Genomic DNA, 17647 nt, shown 5'->3' on the forward strand with positions numbered 1-17647 from the left:
GGACCGACCGACGTCGCGACCACCTACTTCGACCTCGAACCTGGGGATAGCAACGCGTTCGGGTTCCACAGCTACGGGAGTCGGGAGGGGGTTTCGCCGTCAAAACAGGGACGTTCGAGACGGATGCCGATTGCGTACCGGTGAAGGAAGGACAAACCGTCCGCTTCGCACCCGGCGAACTCGGCGCGGGTGGAATCGAGGTGGACCGCGTCGTTTCTCTCGCTGGGTGTATCCCCAGACGGACGGCCAAAACTTCGGTGGGACTGTCCCTATCGCAGCGAGGAAACCAGGAATGCGCTGGATCGCCGGACCGACGAAGACGCGCCAGAGGCGTCGCAATCGTCACCGTCAGCCGCGAGTGCGAAGCCGAAACGAGCCGTGGGGCACCGAATCGATGCCGGGACGCGGTGCCCGAGCCGGGATCGAGAGGCCGGATCCGACACCAGTTCGTTCGGGTGTTCACAGACGGGGTCCGTCACTGCTTCGGTGACTCAGGGTCGACTGTCGGCCCGGTCTCTGCTCCGAACCGTTGCCGGTACCCGTCGTCCAGGCGTCAGCCTCGACACAGCCTCGTGGCCTCGTTCCGTCGAAATTCGGTTCCCAGTGACGCAATGAGTCACCACACCGGTCGAAACTCTCCTTCGCGATCGCCAGAATTGATATCGGAGGTCGGACGCCCCAAACCGGTTCTACCTGTCGAGTACTGCAGGTGGTTCGCTCCCAGGCTGTGACCACGACGGAAAGTATATATTGCTGACGCTATCTCGATCGCCCATGGTCCTCACGAAGAGTGGACTCGGTGCAGTCCTCCTCGGAAGTGTCGTCGCGCTCCTGCACCTCGCACCCGGATACGTCACCTCACAGTTGATCGCGAACGACGCCACTGCGATCGACTGGCTGGGATCGACTGCCAGACAGATCGTCTTCCTCAACGGATTCGTGAGTGCGATGGCGTTCGTCGTCGGGATCGGCGTCGTGTTCCTCCTCGGCTACTGGGCCGGATCGCGACTGGATCTTCGCCGCTCGTACCGGTCGTTCCTCCTCGTCGTCGGTGTTGGGGGTGGAATCGGGTACCTCGTCCCGATGCTGCTGGTTTTCGGATACACTGCGCTCGCGGCGACCGGGCCGTTCCAGAGCGATCAACTGGGGACGACGGCCCTCGTATTCCTCGGACGCACCGGCGCAGTTGCGATCCAGTTCGCAGTAGTGGGGTTTGCCGGAGCGGCTCTGGCGACGCTCTCCAGCGGGACGGGGGTGACGGATCCATCCGACACGACGTCGATCGACTGACGGAGGGTTGAGGGCGTTTCGGTAGGTCCGATCAGGAAGAAAACGCCCTGCGATACGACGACTGTTAGGTCACGAAATCAGGAAACGGATCGTGTCCTCCGTCCGTAGCGTCGGGGCCTCACTCTTCGATATCGGCGTCCGTAACGGGCTCATCACCGCCTTCGTGTAGTTCAAGCGCCTCTGCGAGCATCGAGAGGGCTTCGGCCTTGGTATCACCGTACGAGGCGACACCGGTTTCGAGGTCGACGGCAGTAATCTGGCCGTCGTCCTCGTGGACGAATTCGACGCCCTCGGTTGTGTCTTGCCGGGTCGTGCTCGACATAACGGTCCAAACGGGCAGGAGATTGATAAGCGTCGTACGACGGGTCCCGGACACGCCGTACAGCAGGTGGATGGGGTGCATTTGTGATGGTCGATTTGACCGACACGGGCCGACCGCGCGGTACGTTCAGTAGATCATCCCGACGCGTGATGGGCTGTTGTCGACCGACGAACGACGGGCTATGGACGAATCGATCGCCCTCAACACACGCCTCCGCCGCCGGTCGCGGCGCCGGCGCTGGCGCAACTGGCGGCGCTCGCGCTTGCCGCGGCGGCCGCTGTCGTGCCCGCGACGATCATCGCGGCGTCGTCGGTCCGGCTGTAGTCTTTGCACTCGCCCCACGCGACGGGTGCGATCTCGTCGTCGATATCGTCGGCGGCCTCGACGGCCGCGCGGAGGTCGGCGGCGGTGAACGACGCGTCGGACGCGTATCGATCGACGAATTCGTCCGTGAGCAACACGCGGCGGCAGGTCTCGGCTTCGAACAGCCCGTCGCCGTCGAACGTGAACTGAACGTCGTAGTGGCGGACGTAGACGTCGTCGAAAGGACGCCGCAGCGCGCTCGCGGCCTCGGCCACCAGTTCCCAGACGAGGTCCATATCGGGATCTTCGACGTCCTCGCCGAGCGAAAAGCGCGCGATCGGGACGATGACCGGCTCCTCGTCGGGGCCCTCGTTGACGACGGCGACGCCCGTCACGCCGCAGTCGTCGATGGTGTACCCGCCGGCGTCGACGGCGTCCGCGAGCGCCTCGTCGGCATCTGACTGTCGGGATTCGAGGTCGACCTGTTCGTCCGGGGTGTCGTCGTCGAGAAGTCGCTGGAGTAGGGATCGCATGGTACCCGACCGGAGGACTGGTAGCCTCATTTACGTTTTGGCGAGGCGGACCCGGTCCCAGCGGGACCAAGGATGCGCCCCGGCGTCAGGAGACCGTATGAGTGGCGACGGTCGTCTCCGCCCCGTCGTCGGTGGTGGCCACGGCTTCGACCTCGTCTCCGGCGGTGCACGAGTGGGAGACGGAACCGCCGATCTCTTCGATCGTGTCGGTATCGGAGGGAAGTAGTTCGAAGAATCGCTGTGGGGACAGAACGCACAGCTGAGTAGATGTCCGTCCGTGGGCAATCCTCCCTCGGAGGGGTTTCAAGGAACCGTGTACCGATGTGCGACAGCCTCCGAGCCATCATCGGCTATCGCTACGACACTAATCACCTGATCCGTCGAACACGATTGTGATGCGGAGTCGCCGACTTCCTGGATCGTGTCGTCTTCGAAGTCACAATCGCCACGAATCTCGAGTCGGTCCGCGTTTCCGCGGTTGGTGTACGTGACAGTGACGATTCCGTCGGCGTCTTGATCGACAGCGACGCCGGCATTGACAGTGTTTGCTGTTGGCTTTCCGGCGGATGGACTGTCCGGGTCGGTTGTGGCCGGTTGGTTCCCTGAGTCGTCACCCATCGGTCCGATGTCGTCCAGACAGCCGGCGATCGACGGAATCGGTATCGATGCTGCGAGTGCGGCACCGAATCGACGTCTACTGACCATGTTCAATTCCAGGTCAATCTGTAGGCAACTTGAATTTTGTTATCTACGGTAGATCGGAGAGAATCCTAATTCAACGTACGTGGCGTTGATATAGACGTGTCGGGCTCACCGCGTATCGAACCTCCCGACCGAGAAAGAAGAGCCGGCTGGTCAGCGAGACGCGCCGTTTTTCCACTCCTGGGAGAACTCGGAGAGGTTCATCGCGGCCGCGCAGTGTTCACAGCAGTAGCGTTCCGAGGGTGCATACTTCGTCGGCGGGAGATCCGGCGGCTCGACCCGCACGCGGAAGAGAAATTCGGGGACCGTGGGTCGATCGCACCGGTAACACTCACGGGGGTCGGGTGACTCGTCCGCATTGGCGGTCGATTGCCTGGCGGACGTCATTCGCGGTCACCCTGAAGTGGGACGCGGAACCTGTTGGCAGATCTCGAGATTTGGTAGTGGCCCTTAGAATCCGAAGTCCGTGTCAGGCATAGTTTCAACTCTCGATACCGAGAGCGGGCGAGACCTTTTTGTCTCGGTGGTGTATTTCGTAACATGGTGACTGAATCCCCGTCCAGGGATTTGGAAGCCAGACGTCTCGGGTGGGTACAACACCCGGGACTTTCTCTGCAGAGTCCCCTGCATCGGATGGAGACGCTGGCTTCCACCGGATTCTTCGAGGCCAGGATTTTTATAATTACTGGTGTATTTTTGGTATAGTAGTGTAATTACTTCGATGTATAAATGTCACACGAGGCGATTTTCAGCCACATATTTGAACATTTAATATAGTAAGAAAACAGGACAGCCTGAACGATTCTGGGTCAGATTATGGACAGTTCCATTCCTCGGAATCGATCGTAGTCCACGTATCTTGCCCGTCTATGGATGCTACCACGGAAACAGACCCGGACTCCCCACTCCGAATACCGTACGCAGGTGCAGAATTAAGATTAGACTCTGAATCACATTCGAGAGTTACAACATCTCCAGGCCCGGAGAGAGTCTGGTAATTCCCGTTTGCGGCAGTAGAGGTGCTGGCCCCATCCCAATAATTGCCACGTACTTGCCATTCGTCTGCGTTACCGGAAGAGGTTAGCTCAATAGTCAGTTCATTGGCGTTATTGTCGAATTCGAGCGACGCACCTGACTGTGCTTCCTGGTTCACAGAATCACCGAAGTCCATCACGAGCGTCGCGATGACGGCCGCCAGAATCACCGTAATGGCAACCATCAGGATGACACCGATCACTGGAGACACTGCCCGCTCCTCTTCATCGCCAATCAGCAGCTTCTTGAATTGTATTGCTTTCATAAATATCTGAACTGGGTGAGACGATTATGAGACAGTATGACTGTCAACTTGCGTCTCAACGTTGTTCGTGTTGTCAACTGCAACTGCAGTTACAACATCGTCCGTACTGCAAGAGGCAGTTGCTGTGTTCTCTACGTCGGAGATGGTACCGAAACCACTGCAGTCTCCTCTAACAATGATTTCATCGGCGGTTCCCTCTGAGGTCCAAGTGACTACCACATTCCCACTACCATCATCCTCGATTGTAACCCCAGCATTGACTTCCTGTTGTACCGAGTCACCAAAGTCCATCACGAGCGTCGCGATGACGGCTGCCAGAATTACCGTAATGGCGACCATCAGGATGACACCGATAACGGGTGAGACGGCGCGTTCGTCGTCCGATCCGATCAACTTGTCGCGGAGTATTGTTGCGTCCATGGTTCGATCGTCCACGGCTGCACGAACAGACAACGTTTTCCGGCGGTGGGTGACCGCCGTGTGCAGGTGAGCGAATCGGGATCGACTCACACTCTGCACGGCAACGTGTTCTGTCCGGTGCCGAGTACGACGAAGTGAGTGAACGGGGATAGTATAAATCTATCTGCCAGTCCGGATATCCTGACCGTTCCGATACCTGTAGTAGCACCCCTTGTAGATTTCCAGCGGTAGTAGGAACCGTTCCAAGTGGGGCTTGAAACCGCTGAGGTGGCCGAAATTGGCGGATTTGTGGAATTTAGGTACGGAATATAATAGTTACGGACGAATCGGCGCCCGACTCGAGTCCCAATTTAACACGGCACTCCGGCCGATGGAAACTCGCGCGCACCTGACGAAGTCGCCCGATGATCGGTCGATCGAGTACGGTTGAAACGGCCACGGTACTCCCCCCTTTCGCCGATTCGACGTACCAAGAGCACGACCGGAGCGTGCTCACGGCATCACCAGCCAAACCCCGGATCACGCAACCGTGTACGAGGTCACAAGACTCTCGGTCCCGTCGTCGTGAACCGCAACGACGAGTACCTCGTCCCCGGGCGAACACGACTGCGTCGTGGACTCACCCACGGCGTGCAAGTGAGTGGTCCCGAAGGCGCAGTCGCCGCGGATGACCACGTGATCGGAGGTCCCGACGGCCGTGTAGGTGACCGAGACCGTCGTGCTCGACGGCTGATCGACGGTTACGCCTGCATCCACCTGCGGATCGACCAACCCAGTGAATCCGCCGACCAGGACGGCGAGCACGCTCGCCAGAATTACCGTGATCGCGAGTAGCGTCACGGCCCCGACGATCGGCGACAGCGCTCTCGATGCCTCCAGCGTTCCATAGCCCGCCCCCGCGTGTATTTCGTCCGTCATCGTTCGAGTTTCGGATCGTGACGGGCGGATCTGTCGACCGAAACGGCCGATACCGTCGTCTCCGTCCGTCCGATGTAACCGGTTCCAGACACCAATCACGAACATATAAAGGGTGAACTACGTTCAGATATCGCTGTCGTCCGCGCTCGATTGTACTGCTCCTTGAATCGATTTGACGGTTCTCCCTCGGTTTCCAAGACTCGCTTGAATCGACCAGCAACACACAGACGGACGAACCATTCCACCCCATCCCTGCTGAACCGATCTAGCCACAATCGTGCCGGTCGAGATCCGTCATTCACATGGGCAGAGTTCGCTCTGGCCGGTGGGTGGGCGCGATCGAGCCGAGAGGTCACGCACCGTCGGCAACGATTCCAGGCCGCGGTGAGAGGCGGTCGTCCCGCCACGAATCGACATCACCACCGCCACTGGCGTGCGAACGGCGGACCCACACAGTCAGTGTCCGAATGACGCGGAACGACCCTCCGTATCCTCCTTCGAACGGCTCTACCCGGAGAATTCGTCGATTCCCACCCGTCGGGACGAAGTGGGCAAATTCACATACCCCCGGTGCGAAGGCCCGTCCATGAGCGACAACGAAGACACGGAACAGGTAGTCGCCGACGGAGAAGGCGACGAAGCGCCGATCGACGGTGAAGACGCGCCGGCCGACGGCGAAGACGCGCCGACGGAGGAGTCGTCTGGCGCGCACGACGCCGAGTACGACGAGACTGGCACGCTCGACTCGCCGGACGTCGAACAGACGTCCGAGGAATCGGACCTCGCATCGTCAGAACCGTCCGGAACCTTCGCTGGGCGCAACGCTGTCCGCGCGATCGGCCTCGTCGCCGGCATCGGAACCTTCCTCTTCTTCGCGCCGGTCCTCTTCACCGGTGCCGGAGACCCCATGTTCGTCCAGTTCGGCATCGGCCTCGCGCTCGCCGTCGTCGGTTCGATCGCCTCGATGAAACACGGACGGGACGCCGCCTCCGCGATGGGCCTCCCGCTGCTCGCCGCCATCCTCGGCGCGCTCGTGATCGCCCTGCCGTTCGTCGTCGACGTCAGTTCACAGACGCTCCAGTGGGCCAACGTCGTCGCGGGCGCGCTCGTCGTCCTCCTCGCGCTGCTCGCGATCTACGGCTTCCGCAAAGACGCGGCCGCCGAGACCGGATTCGCAAGCGCGACCAGATAACCGCGACGCCACCCGATTTTCGACACCGACCGACTCGATAGCACCTGCACCGATCGCCGCAGGCCGACGGATTTTCCGCACCGATCGTCGGTCCCGGAACTCGACCGCCCTCACTCTGCCTCGCGATGGACGACGACGCGATCGATGTGTCCGACCTCACCGGTCGTCGTCATCGCGCTGAACATCTCGTTCTCGTAGAGGAGGGCGCTCACCGACTGGCGTTCCTCCTCGTCTTCGTACTCCGTCCGGTGTTCGATCCAGTACGTACTCGCCGTCTCGTCGTCCTCGGGGACCGTGAGCGTGATGGATCGGAGGGATCCCGGCAAGAGGTCCGTCTCGGCGGTCAACTCCCTCGTCTCCACCGCTACCGCTGTGACCTGAATCGGCGATTGCGGGGTCTCGTCGTAGCTCTCGTTGTACCGGTCGAAGAACAGTTCGAGCTCGTCACCGGGTTCGACCGACGGCAACACCGCGACCGGCGGGCCGTCGAGTTCGTCGGCTGGCATACGAGACCGTTCCACCCCAATCGACAAAACCGTCACTCTCCGATCGCGGCGACGAATGGTGAGGACAGTACAAACGTGCTACTACGTCCACGAGTAACGATTCACGGCTTACACGGTCCGAGTCCCCACTCTGGCGCAGACCAGGGACGGTTCTCGGAAATCGAAACGGACGGCCCGTCAGTCGAAGAGCCCCGTCGAGAGGTACCGTTCGCCACTGTCCGGGAAGATGGTGACCACGAGCGGGCAATCCGCGGAGCCGCCACCGTCGGCCCGTGTCGCGCGAGCGGCATCCAGGTCTCCGAACTGGCGATCGAGAGCGTCTGGAAGGTCCGGACACGGGGTACCGGGGGTGGCGATTCGTTCCGCGACGGTGCGCGCGACGAGACTCGCCGCACCGCTCGATTGACCGACGAGGATACCCTCCTCCCGAGCGAGGCGGCGACACTCGGCCTCGGCGTCCTCCAGCGCGACGGTCTCGACGGCGTCGACGAGCGAGCGGTCGAGATTCTCGCTCACGAATCCGGGACCCATCCCCTGAAAGTCGTCGTCGCCCGACTTTCCGGTCGAGAGTACGGGGTTTCGTTCCGGTTCGACGGCGACGATCTCGGCGTCGGGAAATGTCTCGCGAATCCGACGGCCCACGCCGGTGATCGTTCCACCGGTGCCGACGCCGGCGACGAATGCATCGATCGAGCGGTCGTCGACCTGGTCGACGATTTCGCGTCCCGTCGTCCGGTAGTGCGCTTCCGGATTCGCCGAGTTCTCGAACTGGCCGAGCTGGACGGCGCCGTCGGACGCGAGTTCGTCCGCTCGTTCGCGCGCGTCGGACATGTCGCCCTCGACCAGTTCGATGTCCGCCCCGTATGCCGCCATCACCTGCCGTCGCTCCGCCGACTTGCCGGCCGGCATCACGATCGTGAGGTCGTAGCCGCGGACCGCACTGACGAGTGCGAGGCCGATTCCGGTGTTCCCGCTGGTCGGTTCGACGAGTCGATCGCCGGGCGACAGCTCGCCCGCCTGCTCGGCCGCGTGGATCATCGCCATCGCGGGCCGATCCTTTGCTGAACCCCCAGGATTGCGCGACTCCAGTTTGGCCGCAACCGTCGCGCCGGACGGGCTGGTGACGCGCACCAGTGGCGATCCGACGGTGTCCAGGATACCGTTTCTCATCGCCGGAGCAACGAGCGCGAGACGTAAACACCTGCTGGAGGGCGAGAGGATGGCCGCGCCGGACGTCCGATTCTCGCTCCGTCCACCAGGCGATGACACTGGTTCGAGGGAGGCAACGAACGCCGGTACCCGCTGGTGTTATCTCCGTGCCAGCCCATCCGTCGCTCATGGAACTCGAAAGCCTCAGACCGAATCCCACGTGGGACGGCGCCTCCTACGAGTACGTGGTCGAGACGATCGAAACCCATCGTGACGAGCTAACCTACCGCATCTGGGCCGGCGACTGGTGTCCGGACTGTCGGTCCGCCCTCCCGGACGTCGGCGCGGCGCTCGACGCAGCGGACGTCCCGGACGAGCGGATCGACGCGCGACCCGTCGATCGCGACAAAGACGGCGAGGGCGTCGACGAGTACGGTATCGAGTACATTCCGACGATCGTCGTCGAGACGGACGATGGCACCGAAGTCGCCCGGTTCGTCGAGGACGAAGCCCTCCCGCCCGCGACATACCTCGCGGACGCGATCGAGGAGTGGGCTGCCACCGCGTGATCGACCGCTAGAACGGTGCGTCGGCGGCTTCGTGCCACGAGAGCGCCGCTTCCATGTCGTGCTGGGGCGGCGAACACGAGCGGTTCCGACACACGTACACCGTCGGTTCGCCGTCACGACGCGTCCGGTCGGCCCAGATCGGCGGGACGGCGTCGACCTCGAGCGTCGCCAGCCACTCCTCGAGCGTCGCATCCGGGGGGCGCGGTGCGAGCAGTCGTCGTGGAATGTACGTCTCCGCGAGACTCGTTGCCCACTCCGGCGATCGGGAATCGGCGACCGTAGTGATCTCGAGCGGGCCACGGGCGAGGAGGTCGCGAGCGAGGGCCATGGAGACGAACGCAAGTGGTGACTCGTCGATCGCCTCGGCGTGAGTCGAGACGACCCGGCGAGCGAGTTCGCCGAAGGGTTCGTCGGTGAACGGGTCGACCATCGCGAAGACTTCTACGGCGACGCCGGTCGGGGAGGGTGTCGACTGATCACGAAGTTCCTGCGGACGCGCGAGCAGCGTCTCTCCGCTCTCGGGCGTGAAGTACAGCGTCCCGGCGGCCTCGTCCCAGAACTCCCGGCGAATACACCGGGCGAGATCGAGGGCGAAAGCGAGGTGGTCGACGGCACCGGTCGCCTCGTAACACGACAGCGCACCACGCGCCAGGTAGGCGTAATCGTCGAGGTAGCCGTCGATGGCGACGTCGCCGTCGCGAAACCGTCGGTGAAGCCGTCCGGCCCCGGGATCCCACAGTCGGTCGCGAACGAACGAGAGCGCGTCGACCGCCAGGCCGGCGTAGCGGTCCGACTCAGGCCCCGAATACCGGTCGGCGTCACCGTCGACACTCACACCGTCCGCGTCGACGCCGTCCGCCCCCAGTACTACCGAGGCGTTCGCGAGGGCGTCGATGGCGAGGCCGTTCCACCCGGCCAGCACCTTCTCGTCGCGCGCGGGTCGCGGCCGCGACGCTCTGGCGTCGAAGACGGCCTCGCGAACGGATTCGAGTCGGTCCACGACGGTCGATTTCGCCAGTCCGTAGTTTGCCGCGAGCTCGTCGACCGACGCGTCGACGTTCAACACCGTCCGTCCCTCGAAGTTGCCAGAGTCGGTGACGCCGTACCGATCCGAAAAGAGGTCGGCGTCGGTCTCCGACAGACCTGTACGCGCGACGACCGATGCTATCTCGTCGGGCGTCCACACGTAGAAGGCGCCCTCCACTCGCTCTCCGGACTCGTCCTCGCTCTGAGCGTCGAGCGTGCTGTAGAAGCCGCCAGCCGGGTGGCGAAGTTCCCGTTCGACGAAGTCGACGGTCTCGCGAACCGTTCGCGCGTAGCGTTTCTCGCCGGTCAGCTGATAGCCGGCCAGGAGCACGCGCGTGATCGTCGCGTTGTCGTACAGCATCTTCTCGAAGTGTGGGACCGTCCAATCCGCGTCGACGCAGTAGCGGTGAAACCCCCCACCGACGTGATCGTACAGGCCGCCGGCGCACATCGCGTCGAGCGTCCGCGTGGCCGCGTCGAGGGCCGCAGGTCGGTCGTGGTCTGCGTACAGCCGGAGGAGTGCCTCGACGCGCCGGGGCTGTGGAAATTTCGGCCCGCCTCGGCCGAATCCGCCGTGGTCGTCGTCGGTGGCGCGGAGCGCGGCCTCCCCCACCAGTTCGATCGCGTCCGGTTCGTTCGGTCCGACCTCTGTGTCGAGTTCGAGCGTCGACTCGGCAGTGTCCGTCGCCGGTTCGCTCCCCGATGTAGTTGCGTCGAGTCGATCGGCGGCCATCGACGCCCACTCGTCCGCTCGCGACTCGAGCTCGTCGCGGTTCTCGCTCCAGGCGCTGCGGATCCGTCTGCAGAGGTCGAGAAATCCCGGCGTTCCGCGCTGGGCCTCGCGCGGAAAGTACGTCCCGACGTAGAACGGTCGCCCGTCGGGGGTGAGCCAGACCGAGAGTGGCCAGCCGCCCCGGCCGGTGACGGCCTGACTGACGGTCATGTAGACTGTGTCGACGTCGGGTCGTTCCTCGCGGTCGACCTTGATCGGAACGAACCCCTCGTTCAGTACCTCGGCGACGGTCTCGTCGGCGAAGCTCTCCGCTTCCATGACGTGACACCAGTGACACGCCGAGTACCCGACGGAGAGAAAGATCGGTCGATCGCGCTCGCGAGCCGCGCCTAGCGCCCGTTCGTCCCAGGGTTGCCAGTTGACCGGATTGTCGGCGTGCTGGCGGAGGTACGGGCTCGCCTCGTCGCCGAGTCGATTACGATCCAGCGGGTCGGTCATACGTCCCCTACGGGCAGTGCGTTCAAAAGGTATGGTCTCGCGGCCACCGGGACAGCCCGAGCGGCGAGGCGAGAAAGCGCCTCGTCACGCGCCGTCACGTCCGCCAGAAGGGCTCATCCGGTACGTTTAACAGGCGACTGAGAGTGCATCCGCTATGTCCGTTCGGTCGGAGGCCTGGACGATCTATCGCCAGGCGGTACCGATCCTCCTCGTCTCGCTGCTCGGCGGTCTCTTCGCCGGTCTCGTCCTAGAAGACATGGTGCCGAGAGTCGCGGACTTTCCCGGGTTACTCGTGATGATACCCGTGTTCCTCGCCACGCGCGGGAACGTCTACGGCGCACTCGGCGGTCGGATCTCGAGCGGCCTCCATCAAGGTGTGATCGAACCGCGGTTCGCTCGTGACGACAGACTGGTCAACGCGGTCGTCGCCTCGCTCGTCAACGCGATCGGCATCTCGATCGTCATCGCCGTGCTCACGTGGGTCGTCCTCCGCGGGCTCGGTCGCGACGTCGCCGCCCTGTACGAACTCGTCGCGATCATGCTCATCTCGGGCGTGCTGACCGCCGTCGTCCTCGTCGCCGGCCTCCTGGGCGTCATCTTCGTCGGCTTCGAACGCGGGTACGATCCCGACAACCTCGTCGGCCCCGTCGTGACGACCATCGGTGACATCTTCGGCATGCTCTTTCTCCTCTTCGCGGTGGTCGCCGTGGAGGTGCTCGTCCCGTGATCGGCGCAGGCGGGAGCGTCGAATCCGACGGTGGACTCGACACCTGGTCGACGCGATCGATCGTTCGGACGATGTTTCCCCTGCTCGTCGTCCTCTCCGCGATCGTGCTCTGGGCGGGCCTCACGCTCGAAGACGCCGAGGCCCTCCTGGCCGAGTACGGCCTACTCGCCGTGATGGTGCCGACGATCATCGGAACCGGCGGCAATCTCGGAGCGATACTCAGTTCGCGGCTCACGACCCGGTTTCATCTCGGGATGACCGACCTCGACGTTCGCGATCCCGACCTCTGGGCGAACGTGATCGCCATCGTCGCCCTGGCGCTCACCGTCTTCACCCTCCTCGGCGTGGGTGCGTTCCTCGTGGGACTCGTGATCGGTTCGAGCCTCTCGCTGTCGGCACTGCTCGCCATCTCGATCGGGAGCGGACTCGCGATCGCACTCCTCGTCGTCGTGTTCAGCTTCGCGGCCACGTACGGTTCGTATCGACTCGGCGTCGACCCCGACGACACGACGATCCCGATCATCACCAGCCTGATCGACGTCTTCGGCGTGGTCATCTTCATCGCGGTGTCGTCGCTCGTCGTCGGGCTATGAGAACGGACTGTTTGGATCGAGCGAACGTGGACGCTCCGGATCGGACGGACGTGGTGTTCAGTTCGGACGAACGAGGGCGCTCCGGATCGGACGGACGTGGTGTTCAGTTCGGACGAACGAGGGCGCTCCGGATCGAGCGGACGTGGTGTTCAGATCGGACGAACGTAAAGTTCAGTTCGGACGAACGAGGTCGCTCAGGATTCCGAGAGTGGCTGGACCGACTCCTCGGCGTTTCGCGTTCCCTTCGCGATGAGGACGTCGTGGGCGCGCAGTCGCGCGTCGGCGTCGGCGATGAGCAACCACCCGTCCTCCGGACGGCGGATCGCGATGGCACTCATGCCGGCGTCCGCGTCCAGGCGCCCGTCGATCACGTCCGCGTCGACGAGTTCGCTCCCGGGTTCGACGACGATCCGGGTGATGATCTCGTCCGACTCCTGAACGGCCAGGTGGACGACAGGGTGGACGTCAAGTTCGCGGAGGACCCCTTCGCTGATGCCGATCGCCGCGTCGCTGATCTCCTCGGTGGCGCTCGCGAGGATCATCAGCCCGCGGATGCGAACCGGATCCTCGGCTTCGCCCGCGGCCTTCAGCGCCCACGCGGTGAAGCGCGACTGGAGCGCGTCGACCTCGATTTCGAGGTTACGCACCTCTTCCGCCAGGGGTCGGCTGTCGAAGAGGACGCTGCTGTAGGCCAGGTCGACCGCGAGTTCGCTCACGTTCTTCATGTGAACGATCGTGTCGATCGCCCGCTCGAGGTCGGCGATCTCCGGTGACTCCGGCTCGGCCAGCTCGTACGGCTCGCCGGTGAGTGTCTCGACGACGGGTCCGAGATCCGTCTCGGTCCCGCGCAAGAAGGCCACGTCGCCAGCCTCGACGGTGGTCTCGGGGCCGGGGTCGAAGAGCCACTCGGCACCCCTCCGGAGCGCGATGACGCGGACGCCCGTCTCGGATTCGAGGTCGATGTCGACCAGTGTGCGACCTGCGTACGCGGAGTCGGCCGTCACCTCGGCGCGTTCGAGCGACTCGATCGCCTCCGGGAGGGTCGTCCGCATCGCCTCCGGGAGGCCAGCGTCCTCCAGAAGGATCTTCGCGATGTCGCCCGCCGCGTCGCTTATCTGGTCGGTCGCGGCGACGATCCCGAGTACCGGCGCGAGGCGCTCCGCGTCGTCCGGGTTACGGGCGGCCATCAGGAGACTCATCCGGGCGCGTAGTTCGAGGAGATCCATCCGCTCTTCCAGCCGGAGGACTTCCCGGGCGAGATCGTGGTGCTGGTGGAGGATCGCAGAGAAGGAGAGGTCGATCAGCAACTCGGCCGTGTCCTTCATCTCGACGAGGACGTCCTTCACGCTGACCGGCTCGTACTCGATCGAACCGGCCGAGATCTCGCCCTCGAACGGGTCCATGGGTGGAGAGAACACGCGCTGGCTGAAAAACGTTCCTCACACGTACTGGACCGGTCGTGACGCGGTGAAACTACGATCCAGAACGCGTGCGCTCGTACTCAAGAAACGTCACCGCATCGCGCTCGTCGCGGGCGATCTCCCGCCAGACGGCCGGGTCGATCTCCGGGAAGAACGCGTCGCCGTCAGGCGATCGATCGACTTCGGTGACGACGAGGCGATCGACGGCCGGGAGGAACTGCTCGTAGACGGACGCGCCGCCGGCGACGTAGGCGCGCCCCGATCTGTCGTGACGATCGCGATCGGCACGTTCTGCGGCACGGACGGCCGCCTCGATCCCGTCGACGACCACCACGTCCTCGGGCGTCTCCAGGTCCCGGGAGGTGAGGACGATCGAGGTGCGATCGGGCAACGGCTCGCCGAGTCCCGCGACGATGCTCTCGTACGTTACCCGGCCCATGATGACCGGATGCCCAGTCGTCTCCCGTTTGAAGTGTGCCATGTCCTCGGGAATGTGCCAGGGCATCCCACCGTCGACGCCGATGACGCCGTTTTCGGCCACGGCGACGATCGCGACCAGTTCCAGCTCCGTCTCGATCGTGGGAGCCCCATCCCCGTCACGCGGTGGCGTATCGGAGTTCGTCATCGTCACTCCGCCACGCCGAAGGTGAGTCCGTCGTGGCTCTCGTAGTCGCGAAGTTCGACGTCGGCCGCAGTGATGTCGTCGATGGAGACGTCGCCTACCGAGAGCGTCGGGCGCGAGAGGGGTTCCCGGGCACACTGCTCCAGTAACCCCGGAACGTGGTCCATGTTTTCGTCGCCCTCGGCCTCTGGCGGCGCGTTCGCTTCGACCCACTCGCGAACGTCCCGGTACTCCTCGCGCTCGCCGACGTCGGCCAGTCGGTCTTGCAGCGCGTCGAGGGTGTCTGCGTACCACTCGCCGCGCTCGCCCGCGCCGCAGTAGACGTGTGCGTCGACGATCGTGTGACCGAAGGTACCGGGTTCGAATCCGGTCTGTTTGGCGATCACTTTCGTGAGCAGTGAGTAGGCGGCGACGTTGAACGGAACGCCGAGCGCGACGTCGCCAGAGCGCTGGGTCAGGTGGCAGTTCAACCGATCGCCCTGGACGTTGAAGACGAACGTGTAGTGACACGGCGGCAGCGTCGAGACGGCCGCGTTCGCCGGGTGCCAGGCGTTCACGACGAGGCGTCGCGAGTTTGGGCTGTCAGAGAGGGTGTCGATCACGTACTGCAGCTGGTCGAACGTCCGCCGACCGTCGGCCTCCTCGGTCACCCAGCGGTGGGCCTCGTCGGGCCAGGACTCGCCCGCGAGCTGGGACGATTCGTCCGGGACCGGAAACCGTCGCCAGAATCGGCCGTACGCCGTGTCCAGTCGGCCCTCGTCGTCGGCCCAGGCGTCCCAGATCTTCGTCTCCTCTCGCAGGGTCCGAATGTGTTCTTCGCCCGATAGGTACCAGCAGACCTCGTGGATCATCGAGTTCCAGCGGTAGCCGTCCATCTGTTTGGTCGTCAGGAGCGGATAGCCCTCCTGCAGGTCGACCTCGTAGTGACGGCTGAAGCGCGAGATGGTGTCGACGCCCGTCCGGTTGGGCTTGTACGTCCCGTCGGAGAGGACGTCGTCGACGAGGTCCAGGTACTGTTGCATGGAGAGTCACTCCGTGCGGAAGGTCATAAATTCCGATGATACGGTGCTGTGACGTCCTGTGCGAAGCGAAATGCCGGGCATGAAGCCATCGTTTTGTATTTTGGATCGTTGGGGGCCGGGAAGGATAACTCACACCATAATACCCCCAACACGAATTCGAATCGACGGACCACTTTCGCCTCGGTCTCGGAACCCTCTTGAGACGAGCCTCCCTTCCTCCGTTCGATGACTGGCGACGTCGGTGCGCGAGTGCTCGCGCTTCCCACCGAGATGGCGGCGACGCGGGAGTCAGCGGCCCTAACCGACGTCCGATCGCACGCCGACCCCGATCTCGTCTTGCTCCCGGGCCCGGGTCGCCGACCGCAAGCCGCCGCCCGGGCGCGACAGTACTTCGACGTCCCAATCGTCCACCCGCCCCTCGGCGACGCCGGCGGCACCGTCTCGGAACACGAAGTCGGTAGCACTCGACTGATCGCCGTCCAGCGCGCGACGGCGCTGTCGACGGCGGCCGCCACCGTGGAGCGGCTCGAATCGAACGCGACCGACGGACCCGCGATTTTCGTCTGCGACGACATCGGTGTGACGGTCGATCGAACCACGCTCGGCGCGTCGCTCGATCACGCCGACGCCCTCGTCGACTGCGTCCCCGGCGATCGACGTCTGGGGACGGTCCTCACCGGTCGCCTGCCTGCAACCTACGATCGGTGCTGGGTGCTCGATCGGGACGGCGGCGTCCGCGCCGTCCGCGAACCGGCGGAACTCGGGTCGGACGAGCACTCGACGCCGGACGCGTCCGCCGTCTGGCTCCGAATTCGAGGCGTCGGCTCGATCGACGACTACGGCGATAGCGGGACCGTCGTCACGATGGATCTCGCACCCGGTACGTCGTCGGAACGCGACGGTGCGAGCGACGACGGTGACCCCGGCGACCCCTGGCCGATCCGGAGCGTCGAACCGATCGGCGCGGACACATTCGGAATCCGGGCCGTCGCGGGCGTAGGTGCGAAGACGGCAGGGGCACTGGACGAGCGGGGTATTCGAAGCAAAGCCGACCTCCTCGAGACGCCGGTGTCCGAACTGGCTGTCCTCTCAGGAATCGGCGAAACCGCCGCCCACCGGATGCATCAGCACGCCCGCGTACTCGAAACCGGCGAGCCCTGTCGGGTGACGGCGGAGCCGCTTCCCGGGGAATCCGACGCCGACCCCCCGCTGTGCCTGGACATCGAGACCGACGGCCTCTCGCCGACGATCATCTGGCAGATCGGCGTGTACGACCCTGCGACCGACGACCATCACGCGTTCGTTGAGCGGACCGACCCATCGGAGCCGGGAACCGTGATCGAATCCGTCGTCGAGTGGCTCGTCGGAACGCACCCTGACCGGACGCTGCTCACGTGGAACGGCTGGCAGTTCGATTACAAACACCTCGGGTCCTTCGTCGAGCGATACGTTCCCGCCTACTGCGAAGCCTGGGACTCGATCGCGAAGCGCGACCTCTACGGGTGGGCCGTTACCGACGGGAACGCCGTGCTCCCCGGCCGGACGAACAAACTGGAAGACGTCGCCGACGCGCTGGGGTACGCAGGTTCGGGGACCGGTCTCGACGGGGCGACCACCGCAGCCGCGTACTCGCAGTTCGTCCGGACCGGAGAGCCACTCGACTGGGACCGTCACGAACGGTACTGCGAGAACGATTGTCGCGCACTGTGGACCGTCTACGAGGCGCTGGCCGACACGCCGATTTCAGGTGCGTCTGCAGCCGCGACGCCGTCCGGCCAGACTGGACTCGGTGACTTTTGAT

The 17647-nt window shown here is 64.1% G+C and carries 20 protein-coding genes; 7 read left to right on the forward strand and 13 right to left on the reverse strand.

The window, feature by feature from the left end:
- Nucleotides 1–774: 774 nt before the first annotated feature.
- Nucleotides 775–1290 carry a hypothetical protein gene (locus tag NO366_RS14465; RefSeq protein WP_256531490.1) on the forward strand — a complete coding sequence of 172 codons (516 nt, stop codon included), beginning with the start codon at nt 775–777 and terminating at the stop codon, nt 1288–1290.
- Nucleotides 1291–1408: 118 nt separating this feature from the next.
- Here NO366_RS14465 and NO366_RS14470 read toward each other — a convergent pair whose 3' ends face one another.
- Nucleotides 1409–1612 carry a type II toxin-antitoxin system HicB family antitoxin gene (locus NO366_RS14470; RefSeq protein ID WP_256531491.1) on the reverse strand — a complete coding sequence of 68 codons (204 nt, stop codon included), beginning with the start codon at nt 1610–1612 and terminating at the stop codon, nt 1409–1411.
- A 200-nt stretch (nt 1613–1812) separates the two neighbouring features.
- Nucleotides 1813–2448 (reverse strand): hypothetical protein, encoded by a 636-nt coding sequence (locus tag NO366_RS14475; RefSeq protein ID WP_256531492.1) that lies wholly within the window; start codon nt 2446–2448, stop codon nt 1813–1815.
- Between the two features lie 97 nt (nt 2449–2545).
- Here NO366_RS14475 and NO366_RS14480 point away from each other — a divergent pair, with 97 nt between their 5' ends.
- On the forward strand, nt 2546–2674 hold the full coding sequence (locus NO366_RS14480; protein ID WP_256531493.1) for a hypothetical protein: 129 nt from the start codon (nt 2546–2548) through the stop codon (nt 2672–2674).
- A gap of 77 nt (nt 2675–2751) precedes the next feature.
- Here NO366_RS14480 and NO366_RS14485 read toward each other — a convergent pair whose 3' ends face one another.
- From NO366_RS14485 to NO366_RS14505, 5 genes are all read right to left on the reverse strand, one after another.
- Nucleotides 2752–3153, reverse strand: coding sequence for a hypothetical protein (locus NO366_RS14485; protein ID WP_256531494.1), 402 nt, complete (start codon nt 3151–3153; stop codon nt 2752–2754).
- A gap of 150 nt (nt 3154–3303) precedes the next feature.
- Nucleotides 3304–3537: a hypothetical protein gene (locus NO366_RS14490; protein WP_256531495.1), complete on the reverse strand. Its 234-nt coding sequence runs from the start codon at nt 3535–3537 to the stop codon at nt 3304–3306.
- A 427-nt stretch (nt 3538–3964) separates the two neighbouring features.
- On the reverse strand, nt 3965–4450 hold the full coding sequence (locus NO366_RS14495; RefSeq protein ID WP_256531496.1) for a type IV pilin domain-containing protein: 486 nt from the start codon (nt 4448–4450) through the stop codon (nt 3965–3967).
- 24 nt (nt 4451–4474) lie between these two features.
- Nucleotides 4475–4870, reverse strand: coding sequence for a type IV pilin domain-containing protein (locus tag NO366_RS14500; RefSeq protein ID WP_256531497.1), 396 nt, complete (start codon nt 4868–4870; stop codon nt 4475–4477).
- Between the two features lie 519 nt (nt 4871–5389).
- Nucleotides 5390–5788 (reverse strand): type IV pilin N-terminal domain-containing protein, encoded by a 399-nt coding sequence (locus NO366_RS14505; RefSeq protein ID WP_256531498.1) that lies wholly within the window; start codon nt 5786–5788, stop codon nt 5390–5392.
- Nucleotides 5789–6374: 586 nt separating this feature from the next.
- On the opposite strand from NO366_RS14505, the gene NO366_RS14510 reads away from it, so the two are divergent.
- The gene (locus NO366_RS14510) at nt 6375–6980 is read left to right on the forward strand and encodes an SPW repeat domain-containing protein (protein WP_256531499.1); all 606 of its coding nucleotides are present in this window, start codon (nt 6375–6377) and stop codon (nt 6978–6980) included.
- Between the two features lie 110 nt (nt 6981–7090).
- Here NO366_RS14510 and NO366_RS14515 read toward each other — a convergent pair whose 3' ends face one another.
- The gene (locus NO366_RS14515) at nt 7091–7486 is read right to left on the reverse strand and encodes a hypothetical protein (RefSeq protein ID WP_256531500.1); all 396 of its coding nucleotides are present in this window, start codon (nt 7484–7486) and stop codon (nt 7091–7093) included.
- A gap of 177 nt (nt 7487–7663) precedes the next feature.
- A complete protein-coding gene (locus tag NO366_RS14520) occupies nt 7664–8656 on the reverse strand; it encodes a PLP-dependent cysteine synthase family protein (RefSeq protein WP_256531501.1) in 993 nt (330 codons plus the stop codon).
- Between the two features lie 167 nt (nt 8657–8823).
- Between NO366_RS14520 and NO366_RS14525 the strand changes: the two genes are divergently transcribed.
- Complete coding sequence (locus NO366_RS14525) at nt 8824–9204, forward strand: TlpA family protein disulfide reductase (protein ID WP_256531502.1); 381 nt, start codon at nt 8824–8826, stop codon at nt 9202–9204.
- A gap of 7 nt (nt 9205–9211) precedes the next feature.
- Here the strand turns inward: NO366_RS14525 and NO366_RS14530 are convergent, their stop codons facing one another.
- A complete protein-coding gene (locus NO366_RS14530) occupies nt 9212–11461 on the reverse strand; it encodes a thioredoxin domain-containing protein (RefSeq protein ID WP_256531503.1) in 2250 nt (749 codons plus the stop codon).
- Between the two features lie 154 nt (nt 11462–11615).
- Between NO366_RS14530 and NO366_RS14535 the strand changes: the two genes are divergently transcribed.
- Nucleotides 11616–12188 carry a magnesium transporter gene (locus NO366_RS14535; RefSeq protein WP_256531504.1) on the forward strand — a complete coding sequence of 191 codons (573 nt, stop codon included), beginning with the start codon at nt 11616–11618 and terminating at the stop codon, nt 12186–12188.
- Nucleotides 12189–12259: 71 nt separating this feature from the next.
- Nucleotides 12260–12781 (forward strand): magnesium transporter, encoded by a 522-nt coding sequence (locus tag NO366_RS14540; RefSeq protein ID WP_256534034.1) that lies wholly within the window; start codon nt 12260–12262, stop codon nt 12779–12781.
- Nucleotides 12782–12975: 194 nt separating this feature from the next.
- On the opposite strand, the gene NO366_RS14545 is transcribed toward NO366_RS14540, so the two are convergent.
- The 3 genes from NO366_RS14545 to thyA form a co-directional block, all read right to left on the reverse strand.
- Nucleotides 12976–14184 carry a potassium channel family protein gene (locus NO366_RS14545; RefSeq protein WP_256531505.1) on the reverse strand — a complete coding sequence of 403 codons (1209 nt, stop codon included), beginning with the start codon at nt 14182–14184 and terminating at the stop codon, nt 12976–12978.
- 70 nt (nt 14185–14254) lie between these two features.
- The gene (locus NO366_RS14550) at nt 14255–14827 is read right to left on the reverse strand and encodes a dihydrofolate reductase (protein WP_256531506.1); all 573 of its coding nucleotides are present in this window, start codon (nt 14825–14827) and stop codon (nt 14255–14257) included.
- Between the two features lie 2 nt (nt 14828–14829).
- Nucleotides 14830–15846: a thymidylate synthase gene (gene thyA, locus NO366_RS14555; RefSeq protein ID WP_256531507.1), complete on the reverse strand. Its 1017-nt coding sequence runs from the start codon at nt 15844–15846 to the stop codon at nt 14830–14832.
- 225 nt (nt 15847–16071) lie between these two features.
- Here thyA and NO366_RS14560 point away from each other — a divergent pair, with 225 nt between their 5' ends.
- The gene (locus tag NO366_RS14560; RefSeq protein ID WP_256531508.1) at nt 16072–17646 is read left to right on the forward strand and encodes a ribonuclease H-like domain-containing protein; all 1575 of its coding nucleotides are present in this window, start codon (nt 16072–16074) and stop codon (nt 17644–17646) included.
- Nucleotide 17647 lies beyond the last annotated feature (1 nt).

The organism is Halovivax cerinus, from assembly GCF_024498195.1.
Lineage (GTDB): Archaea > Halobacteriota > Halobacteria > Halobacteriales > Natrialbaceae > Halovivax > Halovivax cerinus.